The organism is Massilia rhizosphaerae (assembly GCF_016093545.1).
Taxonomy (GTDB): Bacteria; Pseudomonadota; Gammaproteobacteria; order Burkholderiales; family Burkholderiaceae_D; genus Telluria; species Telluria rhizosphaerae.
The window spans coordinates 208,220-230,806 of record NZ_JADKYX010000005.1; the positions used below are offsets into that span (position 1 = coordinate 208,220).

Annotated in this window: 14 protein-coding genes; 9 read left to right on the forward strand and 5 right to left on the reverse strand. The window is 67.8% G+C overall.

The features are described from left to right. Positions 1-77: 77 nt before the first annotated feature. The 4 genes from ISF28_RS10630 (at position 78) to ISF28_RS10645 (ending at position 9,429) form a co-directional block, all read left to right on the forward strand. On the forward strand, positions 78-2,408 hold the full coding sequence (locus ISF28_RS10630; RefSeq protein ID WP_198117146.1) for a dockerin: 2,331 nt from the start codon (positions 78-80) through the stop codon (positions 2,406-2,408). A gap of 564 nt (positions 2,409-2,972) precedes the next feature. Further along, positions 2,973-5,279: a sialidase family protein gene (locus tag ISF28_RS10635; protein WP_198117147.1), complete on the forward strand. Its 2,307-nt coding sequence runs from the start codon at positions 2,973-2,975 to the stop codon at positions 5,277-5,279. Between the two features lie 207 nt (positions 5,280-5,486). Continuing rightward, complete coding sequence (locus ISF28_RS10640; protein WP_198117148.1) at positions 5,487-7,469, forward strand: sialate O-acetylesterase; 1,983 nt, start codon at positions 5,487-5,489, stop codon at positions 7,467-7,469. Positions 7,470-7,503: 34 nt separating this feature from the next. Further along, positions 7,504-9,429: an NPCBM/NEW2 domain-containing protein gene (locus ISF28_RS10645; RefSeq protein ID WP_198117149.1), complete on the forward strand. Its 1,926-nt coding sequence runs from the start codon at positions 7,504-7,506 to the stop codon at positions 9,427-9,429. Between the two features lie 124 nt (positions 9,430-9,553). On the opposite strand, the gene ISF28_RS10650 is transcribed toward ISF28_RS10645, so the two are convergent. Together ISF28_RS10650 and ISF28_RS10655 are read right to left on the reverse strand one after the other, a co-directional pair. Then, positions 9,554-10,369, reverse strand: a complete 816-nt coding sequence (locus ISF28_RS10650; RefSeq protein ID WP_198117150.1) for a LytR/AlgR family response regulator transcription factor — start codon at positions 10,367-10,369, stop codon at positions 9,554-9,556. Further along, entirely contained in the window at positions 10,366-11,478 is a 1,113-nt protein-coding gene (locus ISF28_RS10655) for a sensor histidine kinase (RefSeq protein ID WP_198117151.1), read from the reverse strand. Before ISF28_RS10655 ends, ISF28_RS10650 begins: the two co-directional genes overlap by 4 nt. Before the next feature lie 144 nt (positions 11,479-11,622). On the opposite strand from ISF28_RS10655, the gene ISF28_RS10660 reads away from it, so the two are divergent. The 3 genes from ISF28_RS10660 (at position 11,623) to ISF28_RS10670 (ending at position 15,423) form a co-directional block, all read left to right on the forward strand. Further along, positions 11,623-12,594: an MBL fold metallo-hydrolase gene (locus ISF28_RS10660; protein WP_198117152.1), complete on the forward strand. Its 972-nt coding sequence runs from the start codon at positions 11,623-11,625 to the stop codon at positions 12,592-12,594. A 309-nt stretch (positions 12,595-12,903) separates the two neighbouring features. Then, positions 12,904-15,285 (forward strand): family 43 glycosylhydrolase, encoded by a 2,382-nt coding sequence (locus ISF28_RS31165; protein ID WP_370663416.1) that lies wholly within the window; start codon positions 12,904-12,906, stop codon positions 15,283-15,285. Between the two features lie 39 nt (positions 15,286-15,324). After that, positions 15,325-15,423: a PEP-CTERM sorting domain-containing protein gene (locus tag ISF28_RS10670; protein WP_198117153.1), complete on the forward strand. Its 99-nt coding sequence runs from the start codon at positions 15,325-15,327 to the stop codon at positions 15,421-15,423. A 33-nt stretch (positions 15,424-15,456) separates the two neighbouring features. Here ISF28_RS10670 and ISF28_RS10675 read toward each other — a convergent pair whose 3' ends face one another. Continuing rightward, positions 15,457-16,191 carry a siderophore-interacting protein gene (locus tag ISF28_RS10675; RefSeq protein ID WP_198117154.1) on the reverse strand — a complete coding sequence of 245 codons (735 nt, stop codon included), beginning with the start codon at positions 16,189-16,191 and terminating at the stop codon, positions 15,457-15,459. 121 nt (positions 16,192-16,312) lie between these two features. Between ISF28_RS10675 and ISF28_RS10680 the strand changes: the two genes are divergently transcribed. Beyond that, positions 16,313-16,708 (forward strand): MarR family winged helix-turn-helix transcriptional regulator, encoded by a 396-nt coding sequence (locus tag ISF28_RS10680; protein WP_229518993.1) that lies wholly within the window; start codon positions 16,313-16,315, stop codon positions 16,706-16,708. A 12-nt stretch (positions 16,709-16,720) separates the two neighbouring features. Here the strand turns inward: ISF28_RS10680 and ISF28_RS10685 are convergent, their stop codons facing one another. Together ISF28_RS10685 and ISF28_RS10690 are read right to left on the reverse strand one after the other, a co-directional pair. Next, a complete protein-coding gene (locus ISF28_RS10685) occupies positions 16,721-17,785 on the reverse strand; it encodes an oxidoreductase (protein WP_198117156.1) in 1,065 nt (354 codons plus the stop codon). 22 nt (positions 17,786-17,807) lie between these two features. Further along, positions 17,808-19,067 carry an ROK family transcriptional regulator gene (locus tag ISF28_RS10690; RefSeq protein WP_198117157.1) on the reverse strand — a complete coding sequence of 420 codons (1,260 nt, stop codon included), beginning with the start codon at positions 19,065-19,067 and terminating at the stop codon, positions 17,808-17,810. A gap of 475 nt (positions 19,068-19,542) precedes the next feature. Here ISF28_RS10690 and ISF28_RS10695 point away from each other — a divergent pair, with 475 nt between their 5' ends. Continuing rightward, positions 19,543-22,572, forward strand: a complete 3,030-nt coding sequence (locus ISF28_RS10695; RefSeq protein ID WP_370663417.1) for a TonB-dependent receptor — start codon at positions 19,543-19,545, stop codon at positions 22,570-22,572. Positions 22,573-22,587 lie beyond the last annotated feature (15 nt).

The following is a 22,587-nucleotide window of genomic DNA, read 5'->3' on the forward strand; positions in this document are numbered from 1 at the left end:
CAACCGGGCCGGCGCGGCGGAGCTACGTCCCTGACGGGAAATCGTTAAGCCACTCATTCCTTCTTAGAGGAGACATCATGCATCGGAAGCACAACTTCATCATCCCGGCGCTGCTCGCGGCGGCTCTTGCCGGCTGCAGCGGCGGCAGCACCACGCCAGGCGCATCGGGCACCGCCGGCCCCGTCGTCGCGGCCACCGTCGGCTCGGCGACCACCTACACGAGCGCGAAATGGGGCGGCGGCGGCTACGTCACGGGCCTCATCTATCACCCGACCAGCTACGCCGTCATGTACGCGCGCACCGACGTCGGCGGCGCCTACCGCTGGAACAATTCGAACGGCTCGTGGACTCCCATCACCGACGGCATCGGCTTCAACGCGGGCGAAGGCACCTACCACGGCGTCGAAAGTATCGGACTCGATCCGACCAACGACAACAAGGTGTACCTGATTACGGGCATGTACTCGCACGACTGGCAAGGCACCCCGGTCAATGGCCGCATCTATGTCTCCAACGACCGCGGCAACAGCTGGACACACTACGACCTGCCGTTCCCGGTCGGCGCCAACGAAGACGCTCGCGCCATCGGCGAACGCCTGAAGCTCGATCCCACCAACCCGTCGACGATGTTCTACGCGTCGCGCACGGCCGGCCTGTGGAAGAGCACGGACTCGGGCCAGCACTGGACCCAGACCGGTTTGTCGAGCAAAGTGCTGTCGGCCAGCGAGATCCAGGGGCTCGGTGCCGCGCCGGTGGGCGTCGAGCAGATCATGTTCGACAACTCGAGCGTGGGCGGCGGCGCGACGACGTGGATACTGTATGCCGCGATCGCGCCGGACTACGTGCAGAAGGCAGGCCTGACCTCGACCCTGTACAAGTCCACCAACGGCGGCTACTCGTGGACGCCGGTGGCGGTCCCGTCGACCGTGACCGGCTACTACGTCCCGCACATGGCGCGCACCAACGATGGCAACTACTACGTGGTGTTCAACAAGAACTCGGGGCAGGGCGCACAGGGCCCCGGCTACCTCTACCGGTTCGGCGGCATGACCAACGGCGACTCGTGGTCCCAGCCGCTCGCCACCACCACGCAGGGCGGCTTCGGCGGCGTCTCCGTGTACGGCTCCGGTTCGACGGCCCGCATCGCGCTGGCCGAGACCGGTGTCTGGGTCGACAACCCGCCGGCCGTCCTGCTGTCCGACAATGCCGGCGGCACCTGGCGCGAAATCGCGGGCGGCATGCAGCACTGGGGCGGCGGCTACGGCGGCTGGGTGGACGATGTCGAGATCGATGCGACCAACCGCGACCACATCATGCACGTCACCGGCGGCGGCGTCTGGGAAACCTGGAACGCGTCGTCGGCCACGCCGAGCTGGGATGCGCCGGTCAACAATTTCGAGGAAGTCTGCCCCAATGCCATCGTCGCGCCGCCGGCCGGCGCGTCGTACAAATTCGTGCAGTCTTCCGGCGACGTCGGCACGTGGCTCCAGACCGACCTCGCGGCGAAGCCGTTCAAGGGTCCGACCACCGCCTGGAGCAATGGCGCTGTCGCGGACGTGCTGTGGTCCGATTCCACGTTCATCGTCGGCACCGGCGTCCTCAACTCGAGCCAGACGCCGTTCGGCTTCTGGTCGGGCGACGCCGGCAACACGTGGTCGAACTTCGCGACCTTGCCCAACGGCGCTTCCAGTTCCAGCGCACAGAGCATCGCGGTCACGTCCCGCAGCAACGTGATCTGGGCGACCAAGAACTCGGTGCCGTCCTGGTCCTCGAACAATGGCGGCAGCTGGACCGCGACCAACCTGCCGGCGCCGACCGTCACCAGTGTCGATTCCAGCTATCACCTGGCGGCCGACCGCAAGAATCCGAACAAGGTCTATGCCTATGACGCGGGCGGCGCCGAGTGGACCGGAACGGCCGGCAAGGTTTATGTGTCGACCGATGGCGGCCACAACTTCACGCTGAGCCAGGGCTCGGTGTCGGCGAACCTGGCTCCCAACCGCTTCGGTTCCACCTCGCTGGCGGTCAACCCGAACGCCGAAGGCGACGTCTGGCTGGCCGACGGCGATGCCGTGTACCACTCGACCAATTCGGGTGCGAGCTGGACGAAGCTGACCGGCTTCGCGACGGTCGCGGCCAGCGGCTCGACGGACAAGTTGCTGGGGGCCGCCAGCATCACCCTCGGCAAGGCGCAGACCGGCAGCACGTACTCGGCCGCGGTCTACGTCGTGGGCACGCGCAATGGCGTGTGGGGCGTCTATCACTCCGACGATGGCGGTGCGACCTGGGCGCGTTTCAACGACGACGCGCACCAGTACGGCGGCATCTTCGCGATTGCGGGCGACTGGAACACCTACGGCCGCCTCTACTTCAGCGGCACCGGTCGCGGTGTGATTTACACCAATTGAGCGGTACGACCCTGATGTAGATCATGACCGTTGCGGCACTGGATGCTGGCCGCAACGGTTGTTTTTGCGCTCGTGAATTCAATTGACAGTGAAAAAGTGTGAGTATTAAACTATATTTAATACCACTTCATCCTGTTTTCATGTTTCGTTAATGCGAACGGATGCCCGATACCGGCCTGGGCGCGCATCGTGCCCGGTCCGGTAAAAGCCAACGCGCGCTACCCGGCTGACCGAGGTCGGCCGGGCGAGCTTGTTTCAAGGTTCCATGTTCGACGCCGTACGCTGCCGTGACCTCATCGCGGTCTCTGCGCATGGCGAGTATTGTTTCTAATTTATAAAAAACGTTGACTCGAGGCATGGTGCCGCCGGACCGCTTTGGAAACATCCCCGGAACGCCTGCGACGACGTCGACGAAGGAAACGCGCTGCGCGCCGGTCGGGCGCGGTCTTCCTTGGCGCCGCGCCGGACGATCTCCGGCACGGCGGCAGGGCCAGCGCGGTGGAGCTACGTTGTTCTAGACCGGAAAACGGCAAGCCAATCATCCTTCCTTTTAGAGGAGACACAATGAATCGGAACCACATTTTCGTCGTCCCCACGCTGCTCGCGGCGCTTCTTGCGGGCTGCAGCGGCGGCAACTCCACGTCGGGCGTGTCGAGCACCGCACCCTCCCTCGCCGCCACCGTCGGCGCGGCGACCACCTACACGAGCGTCAAATGGGGCGGCGGCGGCTACGTCACAGGCCTGATCTATCATCCGACCACCGCGAACCTCCTGTACGCCCGCACCGACATCGGCGGCGCCTACCGCTGGAACCCGGCCACCTCGTCGTGGACGCCCATTACCGACGGCATCGGTTTCAATGGCGGCGAGAGCCGGTTCCACGGCATCGAAAGCCTCGCGCTCGACCCGAACAACGACCAGCGCGTCTACATGGCCACCGGCATGTACACGTTCGAAGGCAACGGCCGGCTCTATGCCTCCACCGACCGCGGCAATACGTGGACGCACTACGACCTGCCGTTCCCGGTGGGCGGCAACAATCCCGCCCGGGCCATCGGCGAACGCCTGGCGGTCGACCCCAACAATCCTTCGACGCTGTTCTACGGTTCGCGCACCGCCGGCCTGTGGAAGAGCACGGACTCGGGCCAGACCTGGGCCCAGGTCACGTCGCTGTCGACCCTGCAGCTGACGAACGACCAGGTCAATACCATGGGCGGCTGGGTGACGGGCGTCGAGTCGCTCGTGTTCGACACGTCCACCAAGGGCACCGGCGTTGCGACGTCGACGCTGTATGTCGCCGTCGCCCAGGACTACGCCAACGCGGCGGGTCTGAGCTCGACCTTCTACAAGTCCGTCGACGGCGGCGCGACGTGGACGCCGGTGGCGGTCCCGTCCGCGGTGGCCGGCTACTACGTCCCGCACATGGTGCGCGCCGCCGACGGCACGATCTATGTGGCGTTCAGCGCGGGCGCCGGTCCGGGCGTCGCCGGCCCCGGCTACCTGTACAAACTCAGTGGCGGCACGTGGACGCAGATCGTCAGCAATTCCTCCGCCGGCTACGGCGGCCTGTCGGTGTACGGCTCCGGCCCGACGGCCCGCATCGCGCTGGGCGTGTCCAACACCTGGGGCTCCGGCCAGGTCGTCCAGCTGTCGGTCGACGGCGGCAGCACCTGGCGCGAGATCGAGCAGGGCATGCCGCATACGCCGTCCGGCGGCGCCGCCGGCGGCTGGGTGGACGACATCGAGATCGACCCGGCCAACCCCGACCACATCTCGCACATCCACGGCGGCGGCATCGTGGAAACGACGACCGCGACGGCGGCCACGCCGAGCTGGAACAGCGCGGTGACCAACCTCGAGGAGACGGCCACCCTGGCCCTCGTCACGCCGCCGGCCGGCGCGCCGTACAAGTTCGTCAACAGCGCGGGCGACATCGGCACGTGGGTCCAGACGGACCTCGCGGTGCAGCCGACCAAGGGCCCGAGCACTGCATGGAGCAGCGGCAACGCCGCCGACGTGCTGTGGTCCGATCCTGCGTACATCGTCGGTAACGGCGTCATCAACGCGAGCAACACCGCCTTCGGCTTCTGGTCCGGCGACGGCGGCAACACGTGGTCGAACTTCGCGAAGCTGCCCACCGGCGCCTCCACCAACAAGGGCAGTACGGGAAGCATCGTCGCCACGTCACGCAGCAACATCGTCTGGGCGCCGCCCAACTCGGTGCCGTCGTACACGACGAACAACGGCTCGCGCTGGTCGTCGACCAACCTGCCGGCGCTGGCCAGCCTCGGCTGGGATCGCGGCTACCGCCTCGTGGCCGACCGCAAGAATGCGAGCAAGGTCTACGCCTACGATTCGGGCGGCGCATTCTGGGGCACGCCGGGCAAGGTCTACGTCTCGACCGACGGCGGCCACCATTACACGCTGAGCCAGGGCTCGGTGAACGCGAACCTCGCCCCGAACGCGTACTGGATCACGTCGATGGTGGCCAACCCCAACGCCGAGGGCGACCTGTGGCTGGCGGACGGCAACACCGTGTACCACTCCACCGATTCGGGTGCGACCTGGACGGCGCTGAATGGCTTCGCCACGGTCGCGGCCAGTGGGTCGACGGGCGCGTTGCAGGGGGCGAGCGCGATCGCCCTGGGCAAGCCGCTGGCCGGTTCCTCCTACTCGGCCGCGATCTACGTCGTGGGCACGATGAACGGCGTGTGGGGCATCTATCACTCCGACGACGGCGGTGCGACCTGGGCGCGCTTCAACGATGACGCGCACCAGTACGGCGGCGTCGGCCAGATCGCGGCCGACTGGAACACCTACGGACGCATCTACTTCAGCGGCACCGGCCGGGGGCTCGTCTACACCAACTGATCGGACGCGCGTTTCACGTAGGAAATGACCGCCGCGGCGCCGACAAGGCGCCGCGGCGTTTTTCCGTATGGGCCGCAAATTAGTTCTATATGCATGTGGTAAGTATTTAATTTAATTAATACAATATGAACGATGGATGGCATACCCATCCCACGACATGCGCGGCCAGCCGCGCATCCGCAGCCACAACGACAACGACGAAGAGACATGAACAAGACAACACGGATGGCCGTGCCCCTGCTGGCACTCGCCGCCGCCTGTGCCTGCGGTGCGGGCCAGGCGGCTGAACTCGGCCTGGCAGGCATCTTTTCCGACCACGCGGTCCTGCAGCGCGACCAGCCCATCGCCGTCTGGGGCAAGGCCGCCCCCGGCAGCAAACTGACCGTCACCCTGGGCGGACGCACGGCAACCGGCAGCGCGGACGCAAACGGCAAGTGGAAGATCCAGCTGCCGGCGCAGGGCGCCGGCGGACCGTACACGCTGACGGTGACGTCCGGCGCCGACAAGGTCAGCCGCGCCGACGTCCTCGTCGGCGACGTCTACCTGTGCTCGGGCCAGTCGAACATGGAATTCGCCCAGCGCCAGTCGACCAACGCCATCGGCGCGACGTATCTGGGACCGAACGACAGGCTGCGCTACTTGAACGTCCCGAGGAACAGCGCGGCGGCGCCGCAGGACGAATTCAACGGCCCGGTCGCGTGGAAGAGCGTGACGCCGGACACCGTCGGCGACGCCTCCGCCGTCTGCTACTACATGGCGCGCTCGCTGCAGGCGACCTACAAGATCCCGGTCGGCTTCATCCAGGCCAGCTGGGGCGGCACGACGATCCAGGGCTGGATCGGCGCGGAGTCGCTGCGCACCGTCGGCGACTACGCGACCGGCGTCGACGCCGTCGCGCTGTACGGACGCGACCTCGGCGCGGCGATGCGCGCCCAGGACGCGCGCACCGAAGCGTGGTGGCGCGCGCACGACCCGGCCACGGCCGCGCAGCGCGCCTGGATCGCGCCGGATCTCGACGACAGCGGCTGGTCGACCGTCACCCCGTCCGGCTCGTGGAAGGACAGCGGCGTGGCCGGCTTCAAGGACTTCGACGGCGTCGCGTGGTATCGCACGACCGTCACGCTGACCGACGCGCAGGCCAAGGCCGCGAACATGCTGCACCTGGGCCCCGTCGACACCTGGGACACCACCTGGGTCAACGGCGTGCGCGTGGGCGGCGCCGGGCTGGGTTGGCTGTGGCGCGATTATCCCGTGCCCGCGGGCGTGTTCAAGCCCGGTCGCAACGTGATCGCCGTGCGCGTGCTGAGCGGCGGGCAGGGCGGCGGCCTGACCGGCGCGCCGGCCAGCCGCACCATCGGCACCCGCGACGGCCAGACGATTGCCCTGCCGGCCGCGTGGAAGGTGAAGCGCGGCAGCGCGTTGACGGGCCTGGGCGTGCCGCCGGCGCCGTGGGACATGCTGACGAGCTACACGACGCTGTACAACGGCATGATCGCGCCGCTGGTCGGCTACAAGTTCAAGCTGGTGGCGTGGTACCAGGGCGAGGCGAACGCCGACCAGAACGCCGCCAACCCCGGCGGGCCGCAGGAATACCGCACCTTGCTGCCGCTGTTGCTGCGCGACTGGCGCCAGCGCTTCGGCCAGGGTGCGTTGCCGTTCTTCGTCGTGCAGTTGCCGGGCTTCGGCGCCACGGCGACGGCGCCGGTGCAGTCCAACTGGGCCGAACTGCGCGCCGCGCAGGCGGACACGGTGGCGCACGACGCGCACGCGGGCCTGGCCGTCACGCTCGACGTGGGCGACCGCTTCGACATCCATCCGACCGAGAAGACCGCCGTCGGCGAGCGTCTCGCGCGCGCCGCGCGCGCCGTCGCGTACGGCGAGAAGATCGCGCCCGGCAGCCCGTACGCCGTGTCCGCGCGGCGCGTCGGCAACGACATCGTCATCGCGTACAAGGACGCGGGCGGCGGCCTCGCGACGTATTCGTCCAACCGCCCCATCGGCTTCGAGGCATGCGCGGGCAAGGCGTGCCGCTTTGTCGACGCGCGCGTAAAAGGTGATATCGTCGTGCTGCCCGGCGCCGGCACGCCGGGCGTCACGCGCGTGCGTTACGCGTGGGCCGACGCGCCGATCGTGAACCTGTTCGGCGGCGACGGCCTGCCGGCCGCGCCGTTCCAGCTCGACGTACACTGACAACATCCAACCCACCCAACCATTGGACATTGAAATGCAAGAACGACAAAAAACGCGCCGGTTGCCGCGCCTCGCCCTGATTCCCCTGTTGCTGGCGACCGCCGCGGCGCACGGCGCCACCGATCCGCTGGCCCCGACGGCGCACTGGAGCGCCTATACCGCCGGCCGCGCGGCCACGCCGCCGATGGGGTGGAGCAGCTGGAACGCGTTCGGCACCAACATCGACGAAGCGAAGATCCTCGGTTCGGCCCAGCGCCTGGTCGACAGCGGCCTGGCCGCCAAGGGCTACCGCTACGTCAACATCGACGACGGCTGGGCGCAGCGCCGCCACATGCCGGACGGCCGCCTCGAGATCCGTCCCCAGCAGTTCCCGTCGTCCGTCCAGGGCGGCAAGAGCACCTTCCGTCCGCTCACCGACAAGCTGCACGCGATGGGCCTGAAGGCCGGCATTTATTCCGACCTCGGTCGCAATACCTGCTCGCAGGCCTACGGCGGCGACGATCCCAATCTCCCGAAGGGCAATATGTTCGAACGCGAGGTGGGCCTGTACGGCCACGTCGACCAGGACATCGACCTGTTCTTCGGCGACTGGGGCTTCGATTTCATCAAGGTCGACGGCTGCGGCCTGCGCGCCTACGGCGCCGCCAGCCCGAAAGTGCGTTCGGGCGCCTACCGCGCGTTGACGCCCTCGCTGGACCTGGAAACGGTCACCCGCTCCAACATCCCGGCCGTGCAGGCGGAATTCAAGCAGATCAACGCGGCCCTCAAGCGCAACAATCCGGATGGCGACTTCCTGCTGTCGCTGTGCGTGTGGGGCTCCGCCGACGTGCGCGCCTGGGGCAAGGACTTCGGCAACCTGTCGCGCACCAGCGACGACATCCGGCCGTCCTGGACCCGCCTGCTCAGCAATTTCGACAGCGCGGCGACGCGCGAACTGTACGCGCATCCGGGCAGCTGGAACGACCCGGACATGCTGTTCATCGGCGCCGGCGACTTCGACGCCAACCACCTCGTGGAAGCCCGCTCGCACTTCTCGCTGTGGGCCATGCTGAACGCGCCGCTGCTGACGGGCGCCGACCTGACCAAGACGCCGCAGTCGCTGCTGGACATCTTCGGCAATGCCGACGTCATCGCGATCAACCAGGACCCGGCCGGCAACCAGGCGGTGATCGCCTACGACGCACGCGACCTGCAGATCCTCGTCAAGCAGCTGGCCTCGGGCGACAAGGCCGTCGCCGTCTTCAACCGCGGCTTCACGCCGATCGACGTCGACCTGACGGCCGCGCACATGAAGTACCGCGCCGACGCGCCGGTCACGCTGACGGACCTCTGGAGCAAGTCCGACATGACGTTCACGAACGAGACCAAGCTGCGCGTGGCGCCGCGCGAGACGCGCATCTTCCGCGCGCACGGCACGCGCGTGCTGGCGGACGGCCTGTACCTGTCGGAGCAGCCGGGCAGCGTGAACCCGGCCGTGGACGGCGTGACGCGGCCGCAGGTCGATCCGACGATCTTCCGCTCCTCGTTCGCCTGGACCGGCACCAAGGGCGCGGGCGAACGGCCGATGTACGCGGGTTGGGGCGGCGCGCGCGCCGACAGCACGCCGTACGGCCAGGTGCTGCAGATCGGCGGCACGGCTTTCACGTCCGGCATCGGCATCCTGGCCAATTCGCGTCTCGAAGTGCGTAACCACGATTACCGCCGCTTCACGACCAGCGTGGGCGTCGACGATTCCGCGCTGGACCGCAAGCATGCCGTCACCTTCACGATCTACGGCGACGGCAAGCTGCTCGCCAAGAGCCGCGCGCTGCGCTGGGGCCAGCCGGCGCAGGCGTTGGCGGCGGACGTCGCCGGCGTCAAGCTGATCGAGCTGGTGGCGCGCAGCGCCGGCGCGGACGACGAGCAACTGCCGGTCACGTGGGGCGACGCAGCGTTGTTGTCGGGCGCGCAGCAGAAGTGACCATGCGCCGCCGCGGCGCATGCATTTGGTGGGCGGAGGGCCGCCCACCCTACCGCTTCACGTAGGGTGGGCACCCCGTGCCCACCGGTTCGCGTTACCGAGATCGGTTCAAGCGATCGCGTAGTCACATCTGGCGGAACAGGTGCGCGAACAGCGGGCTGACGCGCAGCTTGTCCGCCCGGTTGCGTAGATTGAGCGTCAGCTTGCCGGCATCGTCGCGGCTGGCGCTTGCCACGTGCCGCATGTTGACGATCGCGCCGCGGCTGATCTGGCGGAACTGGTCCGGGTCGAGCTGCGGCAGCAGGTCCTTGAGGCTCAGCCGGATCAGCGCGTCGCCGTCGCCGCTCGCCACGTTGACGTATTTGTCGAGCGCCTGGAAGTACGCGACGTCCTGCACGGGAATCATGCGCACGACGTTGCCGACGGCCGCACGGATCACCGTGAGGCGCTCGGCCGGCGCGCTTGCCGCCGGCAGCAGGGCGCGCATCTGCTCGACCAGCTGCGCCAGGCCATCGTCGTCCGCCTGTCCGGGCGCGGGCGCCAGCCGGGCCTTCAGGCGCTCGACGGTGCGCGCCAGGCGCGCATCGCTCACGGGCTTCATCACATAGTCGACGGCGGCCTGCTCGAACGCCTTGACGGCATAGTCGTCGTACGCGGTCACGAACACGATCTGCGGGAACGGACGCGCACCTTCCCACCGTTCGGCCAGTTCCTGCGCCGCTTCCAGGCCGCTCTGGCCCGGCATCTTGATGTCCAGGAACAGCACGTCGGGCTGCAGTGCCAGCGCCTGCTGGACGGCGGCCACGCCGTTCGGCGCCGTGCCGGCGATGTCGAGTTCCGGCCACAGGCGGCGCAGGGTGGCGGCCAGCGTGGCGGCAAGAATCGGTTCGTCCTCGGCGATAAGGGCGCGCAGGGACGGGGATGCGGCGGTCGGGTTCATGCGGTCTCCAGGGGCAGTGTGAGGCGGGCCAGCACGCCGTGCGGCTGGGCGGGAAGCAAGGTCAGGGCGGCGCGCGCGCCGTACAGCACCTGCAGGCGTTCGCGGGTGGTCGTCACGCCCACGCCGCTGCCTTTCGCGGGCGTGTCGGCGTCGGGCAGGCCGAGGCCCGTGTCGCTGACGCAGATGTCGAGCAGGCCGGCGCGCACGCTCGCCTCCACGGTCACGGTGCCGCCTTCGATCTTCGGTTCCAGGCCGTGGATGATGGCGTTTTCCACGAGCGGCTGCAGCAGCATGGCCGGCAGCCGCGCGCGGCGCAAGTCGTCCGGCAGGATGCAGCGATACGCCAGGCGCGACCCCATGCGCACGGCCATCAGGCCGAGGTAGGCTTCGGCCGCCTCGAATTCCTGGGCCAGGGTCGTCGTCTCGGCGCGGGTGGCGGACAAGGTGGCGCGCAGGTACTGGATCAGGTGGTCCAGCATCCGGTTGGCCTGCTGCGGATCGATGGCGATCAGGCCCTGCAGGTTGGCGAGCGTGTTGAACAGCATGTGCGGTTCGATCTGCGCCTGCAGCAGCCGCAACTGGGCTTGCAGGGCCTGGCGCTCGATCGTTGCGGCGCGCGCCCTGACCTCCGTGCGTTCCAGCTTGATGCGTTCGACGCGTTCGCGGTTCAGGATCATCAGCGCCATCACGCACATGCCCAGCAGCGTGAACAGGATCATGCCGCGCTGGCCGCGGTCGTTCGGATAGTCGTGCAGGTCGGGCCAGCCCGTGCCCAGGATCAGGCCACCGACCACGATGCCGCAGTAATGCGCGACGGGCGCCGTCGCGACGAGCAGCACGAGGCTCGGCACCAGCCAGCGGCGGCGCCGCGCGGGATCGTCGAGGACCGTCAGGCGCAGCCCGTCGAGGACGGCGAGCCCGATGAGCCCGATGCAGATCGAGTACACCATCTGGTCGTACAGCTCCCACGTCTTGCCGTTCACCAGCGTGATGAGGACGGCGGCCAGGGCGCACACGATGACGGTCAGGCCGGCGTCGTCCGCCAGGCGGCGCAGTTTCGGCCGGCCGGCGGCGGTTGGGGGCGGGAAGAAGCGGGCGAGGGTGATCATGGTTGGCCTGTGGTCCGATGCTTGACGGTTGGCGGCATTGTGCCGCCGCGCCCCGGCGCGGGCAAGCCGGGCGCGACGAACCGGGGCCGGCGCCGACCGAAACGGGGCATAATGGGCCCGAACCGCCTTCGACCCCGTCACGACATGGATTTCCAGTTCCTCGGCACCTCGTCCGGCACCCCGACCAAGACCCGCAACGTGAGCGGCCTGGCCCTGCGCGGGCCGGGCGGCGGCTGGTCGCTCGTCGACTGCGGCGAGGGCACGCAGCACCGCATCCTGCACACGCCGTTGTCGCTGCACGACCTGCGCGCCGTCTTCGTCACCCACATGCACGGCGACCACTGCTACGGACTGCCCGGCCTCCTGGCCAGCGCCGGCATGCACAACCGCACGGCCCCGCTGACCCTCGTCGGCCCGCCGCCCCTGCGGACGTTCATCGACGCCGTGATGGCCACGAGCGAACTGGGGCTGCCGTACGCGCTGGACTTCATCCCCGTCGGCGAGCTGGCCGCACGCAGCGTCCTGCCCGACCTGGCCGTCGACGCCGTCGCATTGTCGCACCGCGTGCCGTCGTACGCCTACCGCTTCACCGAGCGCGCCGTGGAGCGCCGGCTGGACGCGGACCGCCTGCGCGCGGCGGGCGTGGCGCCCGGTCCCGCGTGGGGCGAACTGCAGCGCGGCCTCGACGTGGTGCTGGACGACGGCCGACTCCTGCGCGCGCACGAGTGGCTGCTGGCGCCGCGCAAGGCGCGCACGATCGTCGTCGGCGGCGACAACGACGACCCGAACCTGTTGCTGGACGCGGCGCGCACGGCGCAGGTGCTGATCCATGAGGCGACCTACACGGAAGAGGTGCTGCTGAAGGTGGGGCCGGGGCCGATGCACAGTTCCGCGCTGCGGGTGGCGCGCATGGCCGCCGCGGCCGGGCTGCCGAACCTGGTGCTGACGCATTTCAGCCCGCGCTACCAGGACGGGGACGGACCGTCGTCGCTGGCGGCGCTGGCGGCGGAGGCGCGCGCGGTCTACGCGGGCAATCTGTTCCTGGCGCGGGATTTCGAGCGCTACGTGCTGGATCGCGACGGCCTGTGCCGGCGGGTGGGCGACCGCGCGTCCTGAAATATTTTTTGTAACACGCGAAAAAAATCTGCGATATCTTTTTTGCGCCGTCAATCGTTTTCATTTCCCGAAAAGTTATCGCGGGTTCCCGCATCGATAACGATATTTTTTAAATGACAGGCGAAATCTGGATTTTCGGAATCGCAGCTATTTCCGTGCTGAAATCTGTAAATTCTCCGGTCGAATCAGTGGCTTAGAGGCATCCTCGGCGCAGTTGCCAAGCCTCCGAAAATGCCGCATTCTCCGCTCCTGATACGGATGGGAAGGCTGTCGTATCGCTCAAATCATAATTAAACGACGGAGACTACAGTGCAAAATCCATTATTTCGGGCGGGATGGGGCGCGCTATTCGCGTCCTGCTTCATTGCCGCCAATGCCGCCGCCAATGCCGCCGCCAATGCCGGCGCCAATGCCGGCGCCCAGGCCGGCGCCACGCTCCCCACCTTCCAGAACGCGTCCGTGCACGACCCGTCCGTGATCAAGGTCGGCGACACGTTCTATGTATTCGGTTCGCACCTGGCCTCGGCCAAGTCGAAGGACCTCATGAAGTGGACGCAGATGACGGACGGCGTCAACGCCGCCAATCCGCTGTTCCTGAACGGGGCGAAGAACGTCTACACGGAGCTGGCCGAGACGTTCGCGTGGGCGAACGTGCAGGACTTGTGGGCGCCGGACGTGCGCCGGCTCGCGGACGGCAAGTACTACATGTACTACGACGCCTGCGAGGGCGACGCGCCCCGGTCCGCGCTGGGCGTGGCCGTCGCGGACAACGTCGAAGGCCCGTACGTCAACAAGGGCATCATCCTCAAGTCCGGCATGTGGGGCCAGGCCAGCTACGACGGCACCGTCTACGACGCGCGCAAGCAGCCGAACACGGTCGATCCGAACGTCTTCTTCGACAACGCGGGCAAGCTGTGGATGGTCTACGGCTCGTACTCGGGCGGCATCTTCGTCATGCAGATGAATCCCGCCACCGGCGTGCCTTACCCGAACCAGGGCTACGGCAAGCGCCTGGTGGGCGGCAACCACGCGCGCATCGAAGGCGCATACGTGCTGTACAGCCCCGCGACGGCGTACTACTACCTGTTCACGTCCTTCGGCGGCCTCGATGCGAACGGCGGCTACAACATGCGCGTGGCGCGCTCGACGAACCCGGACGGTCCGTACTACGACGCCCAGGGCAACGACATGGCGAACGTGAAGGCCGATCCGGCCAAGCCGCTGTTCGACGATGCGTCGATCGCGCCGTACGGCGTCAAGCTGATGGGGAACTTCCTGTTCGAGCGCAAGCTGGGCGAGGCCGGCACCGGCATCGGCACGGGCTACGTCTCGCCGGGCCACAACTCGGCCTGGTACGACCCCGCGACGGGCAAGCACTTCCTGATCTTCCACACGCGCTTCCCGGAACGGGGCGAGCAGCACGAGGTGCGCGTGCACCAGATGTTCATGAACGCGGACGGCTGGCCCGTCGTGGCGCCGTACCGCTACGCGAACGAGACGCAGCCGGCGTTCCTGCGGCCCGAATTCGTCTTCGGCGACTACCTGTACGTCAACCACGGCAAGGACATCACGGCCGCCATCAAGAAGTCGCAGCTCATCACCCTGAACGCCAACGGCACGATTACCGGGGCCGTGAACGGCACGTGGCGCAGGACCGGCGGCAACCAGGTCGAGATCAACCTGCCCGGCGCGTCCACGTACAAGGGCGTGCTGCTGACCGAGTGGGACGAGACGTCGAAGTCCTACGTGACGACGTTCACCGCGTCCTCGCGCGAAGGCATCGCCATCTTCGGCAGCCGCCTCATTCCGCGCACGGACCGGCAGGTCGCCATCGCCATCTACAATGAACTGAGCCTCGGCCCCACGACGGCCGTCACGGGCAACCTCACGCTGCCGACGACGGCCGCGCGCAACGCCGTCATCGGCTGGACGTCGTCGAATCCGGCCGTCGTCAGCAACACGGGCGTCGTGACGACGCCGGCGACCGGCTCGATCAACGTCACCTTGACGGCGCGGATCACGAAAGGCACGGCCACGCTGACGAAGACCTTCACCGTCACCGTGCGCAAGCTGGGCGGGCTGGTGGCGTACTACGCGTTCGACGGCAACCTGCTCGATTCCAACGGCGCGTTCGCGCCCGGCACCGTCATCGGCAACAAGATCGACGTGGCGGGCGGCAACCTGACGTACGCGGCGGGCGTGCACGGCAACGCGGTTGTGTTCGACGGCGCGACCGGCGTGCGGCTGCCGAACGGCCTGATCTCGTCGAACACGTACACCGTGTCCATGTGGCTGAAACCCGCCCAGTTGACCGCGTTCACGCCCGCGTTCTTCGGCGCGCGCACGACGGATTCCTGGATCAGCTTCCTGCCGATGGGCCATGCCTTCGTGAACGGCGCGACGATGCTGTGGTCGGGCTCCGCCTGGTACGACGCCGGTCTCGGCATGAACATCCCGGTGAACCAGTGGTCGCACGTGGCGTTTGCCGTCAACAACGGCGCCGTCAACGTGTACGTCAACGGCGTCAAGCGCTTCGCGGGCTCGGGCTTCCCGAACGTGTTCACGACGACGACCGGCACCTTCGCGCTGGGCGTGAATTACTGGGACACGCCGTACAAGGGCGCCATCGACGAGCTGCGCATCTACAACGCGGCCCTGAGCGACGCCCAGGTCGCCGGCCTGGCGCATTGAAGGGGATGCCATGACAACAGCAGTCCGACGCAGTGGGCGATGGACGAGTTCACGGTGCCGGAGCCGGGCTCGCTGGCGTTGATGGGTGCGTCGCTGGCCGGGTTGCTGTTCGCGCGGCGCCGCAAGCACAGCGTGTGAGGCGTAGGCCACCAAACCCACGCGTTCATCGTGTCACTCCAGATGCTCGTGGTGCTCCGCCACGCCCCGCTTCCAGTATGCCGACACGCGTGTAGCCTCGCGCGGCACGCCTTGTTCGTTCAACGCCGCGCGCACCCGCGCCATCGTCGCCGCTTCGCCGGCGCCCCACGCGAACCCGCGGCCGGCGGGCAGCGCCAGCGCCCGCAGGTCCGCGACGAGCGCGTCGGCCGTGTCGAACCAGCGCAGGTCGACGCCGGCCGCGCTCGCGAAAACGCGCCGGTCGGCGGCAGCCGCATGCGCGAGCACGAGCGCGCGGCTGCCCGTCGGCAGCTCTTCCAGGCGGCGCGCGATGGCGGGCAGGGCGGTCGCGTCGCCCGCCAGCAGATGCCAGTCCAGCGATTGCGGCACGATCATCGATCCGCGCGGCCCGCCGATGACGGCCTGCTGTCCGACGGCGGCGCGGCGCGCCCAGTTCGACGCCTTGCCGTCGCCGTGCAGCGCGAACTCGATCACGAGCTCGCGCGCTTCGCGGTTGAAGCGCCGTGGGGTATAGTCGCGCCTCACCTGTTCGCCGGCCTCGTCCGGGAACATGAACTTGACGTGGTCGTCGAACGACAGCGACGTGAAATCTGCCAGTGCCTTGCCCGCGAAGGTGACGGCGACGAAGCCGGCGCCCAGCGGTTCGATGCGCGCGACGGCGACGTCGCGCAGCTTGAGTTCATGGCGTACGCGGCGTACAAACGTGTCTGGGTGTCCGGCTTGCGTCATCGTTGCTCCGAATTAGTTGATAATGTCCTTCAATTCCCTCATTATGCGAAATATAGTTGATCAAGTCAACCAAAATGCGCCATCGCCCGCGCTGGAAGTGCTGGAGCGCGTCCACGCGATCATGCATCTGTACCGCTCGGCCCAGCAGCGCAGCCTGCGCGCTGGGCCGCACGACCTGGCGCACATGGAGATCAAGGTGCTTGGGTTCTTCGCGCGCCATCCGGGCGCGACGCAGAGCGACCTGGCCGCGCATTCGGGACGCGACAAGGCCCAGCTGGCGCGTCTCGTGCGCAGCCTGCGCGACCGCGGGCTGCTGGACGCGACGGCGGACGAGATGGACAAGCGCAGCACGCGCTTGGCGTTGTCGAGTGCGGGAAAGGCGATGTTCGCGGCGCTGCACCGCCACGACGGCGCGCTGGCCGAGGTGGCATTGGACGGGATTGCGGACGCGGACCGCGCGACCCTGCTCGACTTGCTGGAGCGGGTGCGCGCGAACCTGGAGGCGGGGCAGGGCTGACGCCCGGCCGGCTCAAACGGATACGTCGGACAGCAGGATTTCGCGCCGCTCGGCCGCGCTGCGGCGCCCGGCATCCAGCAGGCGCATGACCGTGAGCGCCTCGCGCGCCGGCACGGGGTTCGGCGCCTTGCCCAGCAGCGCGTCGCGGATGCCGGCGTAATACGCTGGGTACGCGCCGTTCTCGGTTGGCAGGATGGAGGTCGCCAGCTGGCCGTCGCGCAGGACCGCCAGCGTACCGGTTTCCTTGTCCACGCCCCAGGCGGCCGCATCGCCGGCCGGCAGGCGGCCCGCGATCAGGTCGGCCTCTTGCGGATCGAGGCTTTGCTTGACCCAGCTGCCGGCCAGGCCGTGCAGCGCCACGCGCGGGCGCGCGACGGCGGCCACCATGCTGGCGCCGAGGTCCACGCGCAGGCCGTCCGCATAGCGCAGGCGCGCCTGGAACTGGTCTTCGCAGCGGCTGCCCGGGCGCAGCAGCGGCAGGTCCGCTTCGATGGCGAGCGGTGCGCCGAAATACAGCACGGCTTCGTCGAGCAGGTGCGGGCCCAGGTCCATCCAGATGCCGCCGCCGGCGTCAAGCTCTTCCTTCCAGCGCGCCTGCGGCTGCGGGCGGAAGCGGTCGAAATGCATGGCCGCGTGGCGGACCGGTCCCAGCGTGCCGTCGGCGAGCAGGCGCAGCGCGGTGCGCGTCGTGCTGTCCCAGCGGCGGTTGTGGTACACGCTCAGCAGCAGGCCCTTGTCCTCGGCCAGGCGCACGAGCTCGGCGGCCTGCCGCGCGTCGTCGGTGAACGGCTTGTCGACGACGACGTGCTTGCCCGCTTCCAGGGCGGCGCGCGCCAGCGGGAAGTGCGTCGGGTTCGGGCTGGCCAGCACGACGAGATCGACGGCCGGATCCGCGAGGAGCAAGGCCGGCTCGGCGTGCACGGCGACGCCGCCCAGGTCGGCGCGCACCTTGTCCGGATTGCGGCTGGCGACGGCGCCGATGGCAAGGCCCGGCGTCGTGCGCAGCAGCGGCGCGTGAAAGACCTGGCCGGCGAAGCCGTAGCCGATGAGTCCAACGTTGATCGTGGCGGCGGTCATGGTGTTCCTTGTCGCGATGCGGTCAGTGAGGCAGCGGGGCACCGGCGGGACGGGGACCGGTGGCGCGTCCGGCGCTGCGTTCGATGCGTTGCACGTCGAGCGGACGCGTGACGCGGTAGCGCGCCAGCGCGGCGGCGCCCACGGCCACGGCCTGCGCGCCGAAGTGCGACGTGCGGATGGCGGGCGGCTCGAGCATGGCGGCGTGCGCATAGGCGGCCAGCACGTGGCGCGCCGGTTCGATGAAGGTGTCGCCCAACTGGAGGGCGGGGCCGCCGATGACGATCGCCATCGGGTCGAAGCCGGCCCACAGATTGTTCAGGAGGACGCCCAGTTGGCGGCCGGCCGCGTCGACGGCGGCGCAGGTGGCGGGGTCGCCGTCGGCCACGCGGTGGAACAGGCGCTCGAGGGCGGGATGGCTCGGACGTTCGCGGCCCAGCAGCGACGCGAGGCCGATCAGCGCGTCGGCGCAGCCGCGCCGGCCGCACTGGCACACCGGACCGCCGGCCTGCAGGATCGCGTGGCCCACTTCGCCGGCAAAGCCGGACAGGCCGGTCAGCAGGCGGTCGTTGACGATCACGCCGGCGCCCACGCCATACCCGATCGACAGGTAGATCAGCGGATCGATGCCCGACTGGTCGGCGAATTCGAACTCGCCCAGCGCCGCCACGTTCGCTTCGTTCTGCATGAACAGGGGGATCCCGTCCAGCTGCGAGCCCGCGACGTGGGTGCGCACGATCCCGGCCACGTCGACGTCGCGCCAGCCGAGGTGGGGCGCGTTGTGCAGCAGCCCGCGCGCTTCGTCGACGGCGCCGTGCAGGCCGATGCCCACCCCGAGCACCTGCCGGGCCTGGCCGTGGCCGGCCGGCCGCGCCAGCCGCTTCGCCAGCTTCATGAGCGCGAGCGTCACGAGGCGGATGCTGGATTCCGGATCGGCCGGGTCCTCGTACGTGAGGATGCGCGTGTCCAGCACTTCGCCCAGCAGGTTCGTCGCGACGACGCGGGCCTCGTCCACGCCCAGTTCGGCGCCGAGCAGGGCCAGGCGCGACGGGTCGAGGTGCAGGGGCGTGGCGCGGCGGCCCACTTCGCCGGTCACGAGCAGTTCGCTTTCCGTCAGCCAGCCTTCGTCGACCAGTTCGCGCACGAGCAGGCTGATCGTGGATTTGGTCAAGCCCAGCACGTCGGCCAGCGCGGCGCGCGACAGTCCGGGCTGGACGCTTACCTGGCGTACCAGCGCCATACGGTTCAGTTGCTTGAGGAGTTGCTGGTCACCGGTAACGGGCATGGGCGGGAAAAATCAAGTGGATTGTGATGATTATGCAACAGATCGAAAATATTTGTGCGTCATGCGTTAAGCATAGTGGCGTTCCGGGCGCGCCGGAAGGTGGGAAGTATAGCTGCGGGGACGTCGGGGCGGGTTGGAACGAAGTGATTGATTTATTTATGAAATCGATTTCTTGTGCAATTTTTTTCGCGCGATTACGTGCGTTACGTAACGCGTAATTGGGCAAGAAACTCACGCATTCTTTCGGTGCATCAGCGCCATTTTTCCGTGCGGACAGTTCGTTCGTTCGATTGACCAATGTGAAGAATGTTCTTAATCTTAAAAAAATGATGTCCGCTATCAATGACCAAAGAGTCAACATTGCAAAGGCCGGGATGGCCGGCACGACACGGACAAGCGCCAGGAGTAGTACCACCACCACGCACGTCGCAGCCGTCGGGCGCGGCGTTTTTTTCGAGAGACGAGAGGAGACACAGTGCTGTACACCAAGAGGGTTTTTTCCCATCACCTGAACACCAGGCATCGCCTGATCAGCCTCGCAGTCGCGAGCGCCTGCGCTGCCCTGGTCGTACCGGGCTATGCGCAGGAAACGAGCAACGGGGCGTCCAACGGCGTCGCATCGCCGAACGACCCGTCCGTCACCGCACCGGTACAGGGCGTCGCGACGAATACCGTCGTGGTGACCGGTATCCGCGCGAGTATGCAGTCCACGCTGAACCTGAAGCGTAATTCCGACGGCATCGTCGACGGCATCGTGGCCGACGACATCGGCAAATTCCCCGATACGAACCTGGCCGAGGCGGTCCAGCGCATCTCCGGCGTGTCGATCGACCGTAACCGCGGCGAAGGCGCCAACGTCACCGTGCGCGGCGTCGGTCCGGACCTGAACATGGTGCTGCTGAACGGGCGCCAGATGCCGACCGCGAACCTGGGCGACCAGGCCGGCCGCGCGTTCGACTTTTCCAACCTGGCGTCGGAAGCCGTGTCGCAGATCCAGGTGTACAAGAGCGCCCGCGCCGACACCCCGCCGGGCGGCATCGGCGCCACGCTGAACATCATGACGGGCCGTCCGCTGGACCTGGGCAATCGCGCCACCATCGGCGTGAAGGGCGTGTACGACAAGTCGAACAACAACCTGCCGTCCATCGACGCCGCCAAGAAGGTCACGCCGGAAGTCTCGGGCCTGTACAGCACGACGTGGCACGACGGCATGTTCGGCTTCGCCGTCACGGGCAGCTACCAGTCGCGCAACCTGGGCGTGAACCAGGCCGCGGTGACCAACGGCTGGCTCGGCCCGTTCCACGGCGACACCGTCAGCCAGGACCCGGGGCCGATCCCCGTGTCGGGCGTCGGCGTGACGAACCCGCCGAAACCCAGCGACCTCTATCTGACGCCGCAGAACCTGTCGTACTTCGTGCGCGGCTCGCAGCGCCAGCGGACCAACGGCCAGCTGACGTTCCAGTTCCGTCCCGAGAAGAACCTCACGACGACGCTGGACTACACCTACGCGCAGAACAAGATCCAGACCAAGTACCACGAACTGTCGGTCTGGTTCAACCACCCGCTGAACGCCCAGACGAGCAGCTGGACCAACGGTCCGCTCGCGTCGCCGCTGTACTATGAAGAGCAGGTGAAGAACCAGGATCTGGCGATGAACGGCGGCGACTTCGCCACCAAGTCCACGCTGGATTCGATCGGTTTCAACACCCAGTGGCGCGTGTCGCCGGCCCTGCGCCTCTCGCTCGACATGCACCATTCGGTGGCCGAGTCGAAGGCCGACAGCCCGTACGGCTCGAACAACGACCTGGCGACCGTCAGCTTCTCGCGCGGCACCACCGGCGTCGACTTCAGCCAGGAGATGCCGATCCTCGTCATCCCGGGCGGGGCCGATTACGCGGGCGCGCCGAACCAGGTGTCCGGCTCGTGGTTCCAGGATGGCCTGAACAAGATGAAGATCGACCAGATCCAGGCCGGCGGCAGCCTGCGCCTGTTCGATTCGTCGAACCTGAACTTCGGCCTGTCGCACACGAAGAACACCAACCACTCGGTGTTCCAGCAGGTGCAGCGCGACTCGTGGGGCGGCACGTCGAAGAATCCGGGCACCGACTACAACCAGAACCTGTGGTACGCGGACGGCATCAGCCAGTACTTCAGCAAGCTGGGCGGCTCGAGCGATCCGCGCCTGTACAATCGCTTCAACCTGTTCGACTTCGCGGCCGTGCGCGACAACGCGATCAACGTCACGGGCGATGCGGCCGGCTACACCCCGAGCCTGTCCAACCCGAGCTTCAACCGCACCACGGTCGAGAAGACCAAGGCGCTGTACATGCAGTTCAACACGGACTGGGATACGGCGATGCCGATGCACACGGGCGTGGGCTTCCGCTACGAGAAGACGGACGTCGCGTCGACCGGCCTGTTGAAGCAGCCGACGCAAGTCAACTGGATCTCGCAGAACGAGTTGCCGATCGTGTTCGGTTCGCAGACCTTCCAGACGCAGACCGGCAGCTACAGCAACTTCCTGCCGACGTTCGACTGGGACATGGACGTGCGTGACGACCTGAAGGTGCGCGCCAGCTACGGCGTGTCGATCGGCCGTCCGCGCTACGACCAGATCGAGGGCGGCACCACGTACAGCGCGACGGCCGGCGTGACCGGCACGACGGCGAACCGCGGCAACCCGGGCCTGTCGCCGGTCAAGTCGAAGAACCTGGACCTGTCGGCCGAGTGGTACTACACGAAGCAGAGCATGGTCTCGCTGGGCCTGTTCTACAAGGACCTGTCCGACTACGCCGGCCAGACCGTCGTGGACGAGCCGTCGACGACCGCGACGACGCCGGTGGGCGGCGCCTACTGGAACGCGGCCATCGCGTCCGGCTGCGTGGCGACCGACACGAACTGCATGCGCAACTACATCCTGTCGCACTTCGCCGGCCAGCCCGGCGTGACGGCGACGGGCACCAACGCGGCGGGCAACCTGACCGGCACGATCAGCGGCATCCCGGGCGACCCGGCGCTGCCGTACAAGGTGACGACGTTCATCAACCAGGACAAGGCGTCGCTGAAGGGTGCGGAGGTCAACTGGCAGCACATGTTCGCCAACGGCCTGGGCTTCCAGGCCAACTACACGTACGTGAAGTCGAGCCTCACGTACGACAATATGGGGCTGGGCAACCAGTTCGCGCTGGTCGGCCTGTCGAACTCCGCCAACCTGGTCGGTATCTACGAAGACCAGAAATGGTCGATCCGCCTGGCGTACAACTGGCGCGGCGAGTTCCTCGCGAGCGTGGCCGACAACGGCAAGCCGAATCCGCGCTACGTCGAGCCGTACGGCCAGACCGACCTGTCGATCGGCTACAACGTCAACAAGAACCTGTCCGTGTCGCTCGAGGCGATCAACCTGACCGACTCGACCCAGCGCACGCACGGCCGTTCGAGCCAGCAGGTGCTGACCGTCACGACGGGCGGCCCGCGCTACATGCTGGGCGCGCGCTACAAGTTCTGATGCCGGGCTGACGCC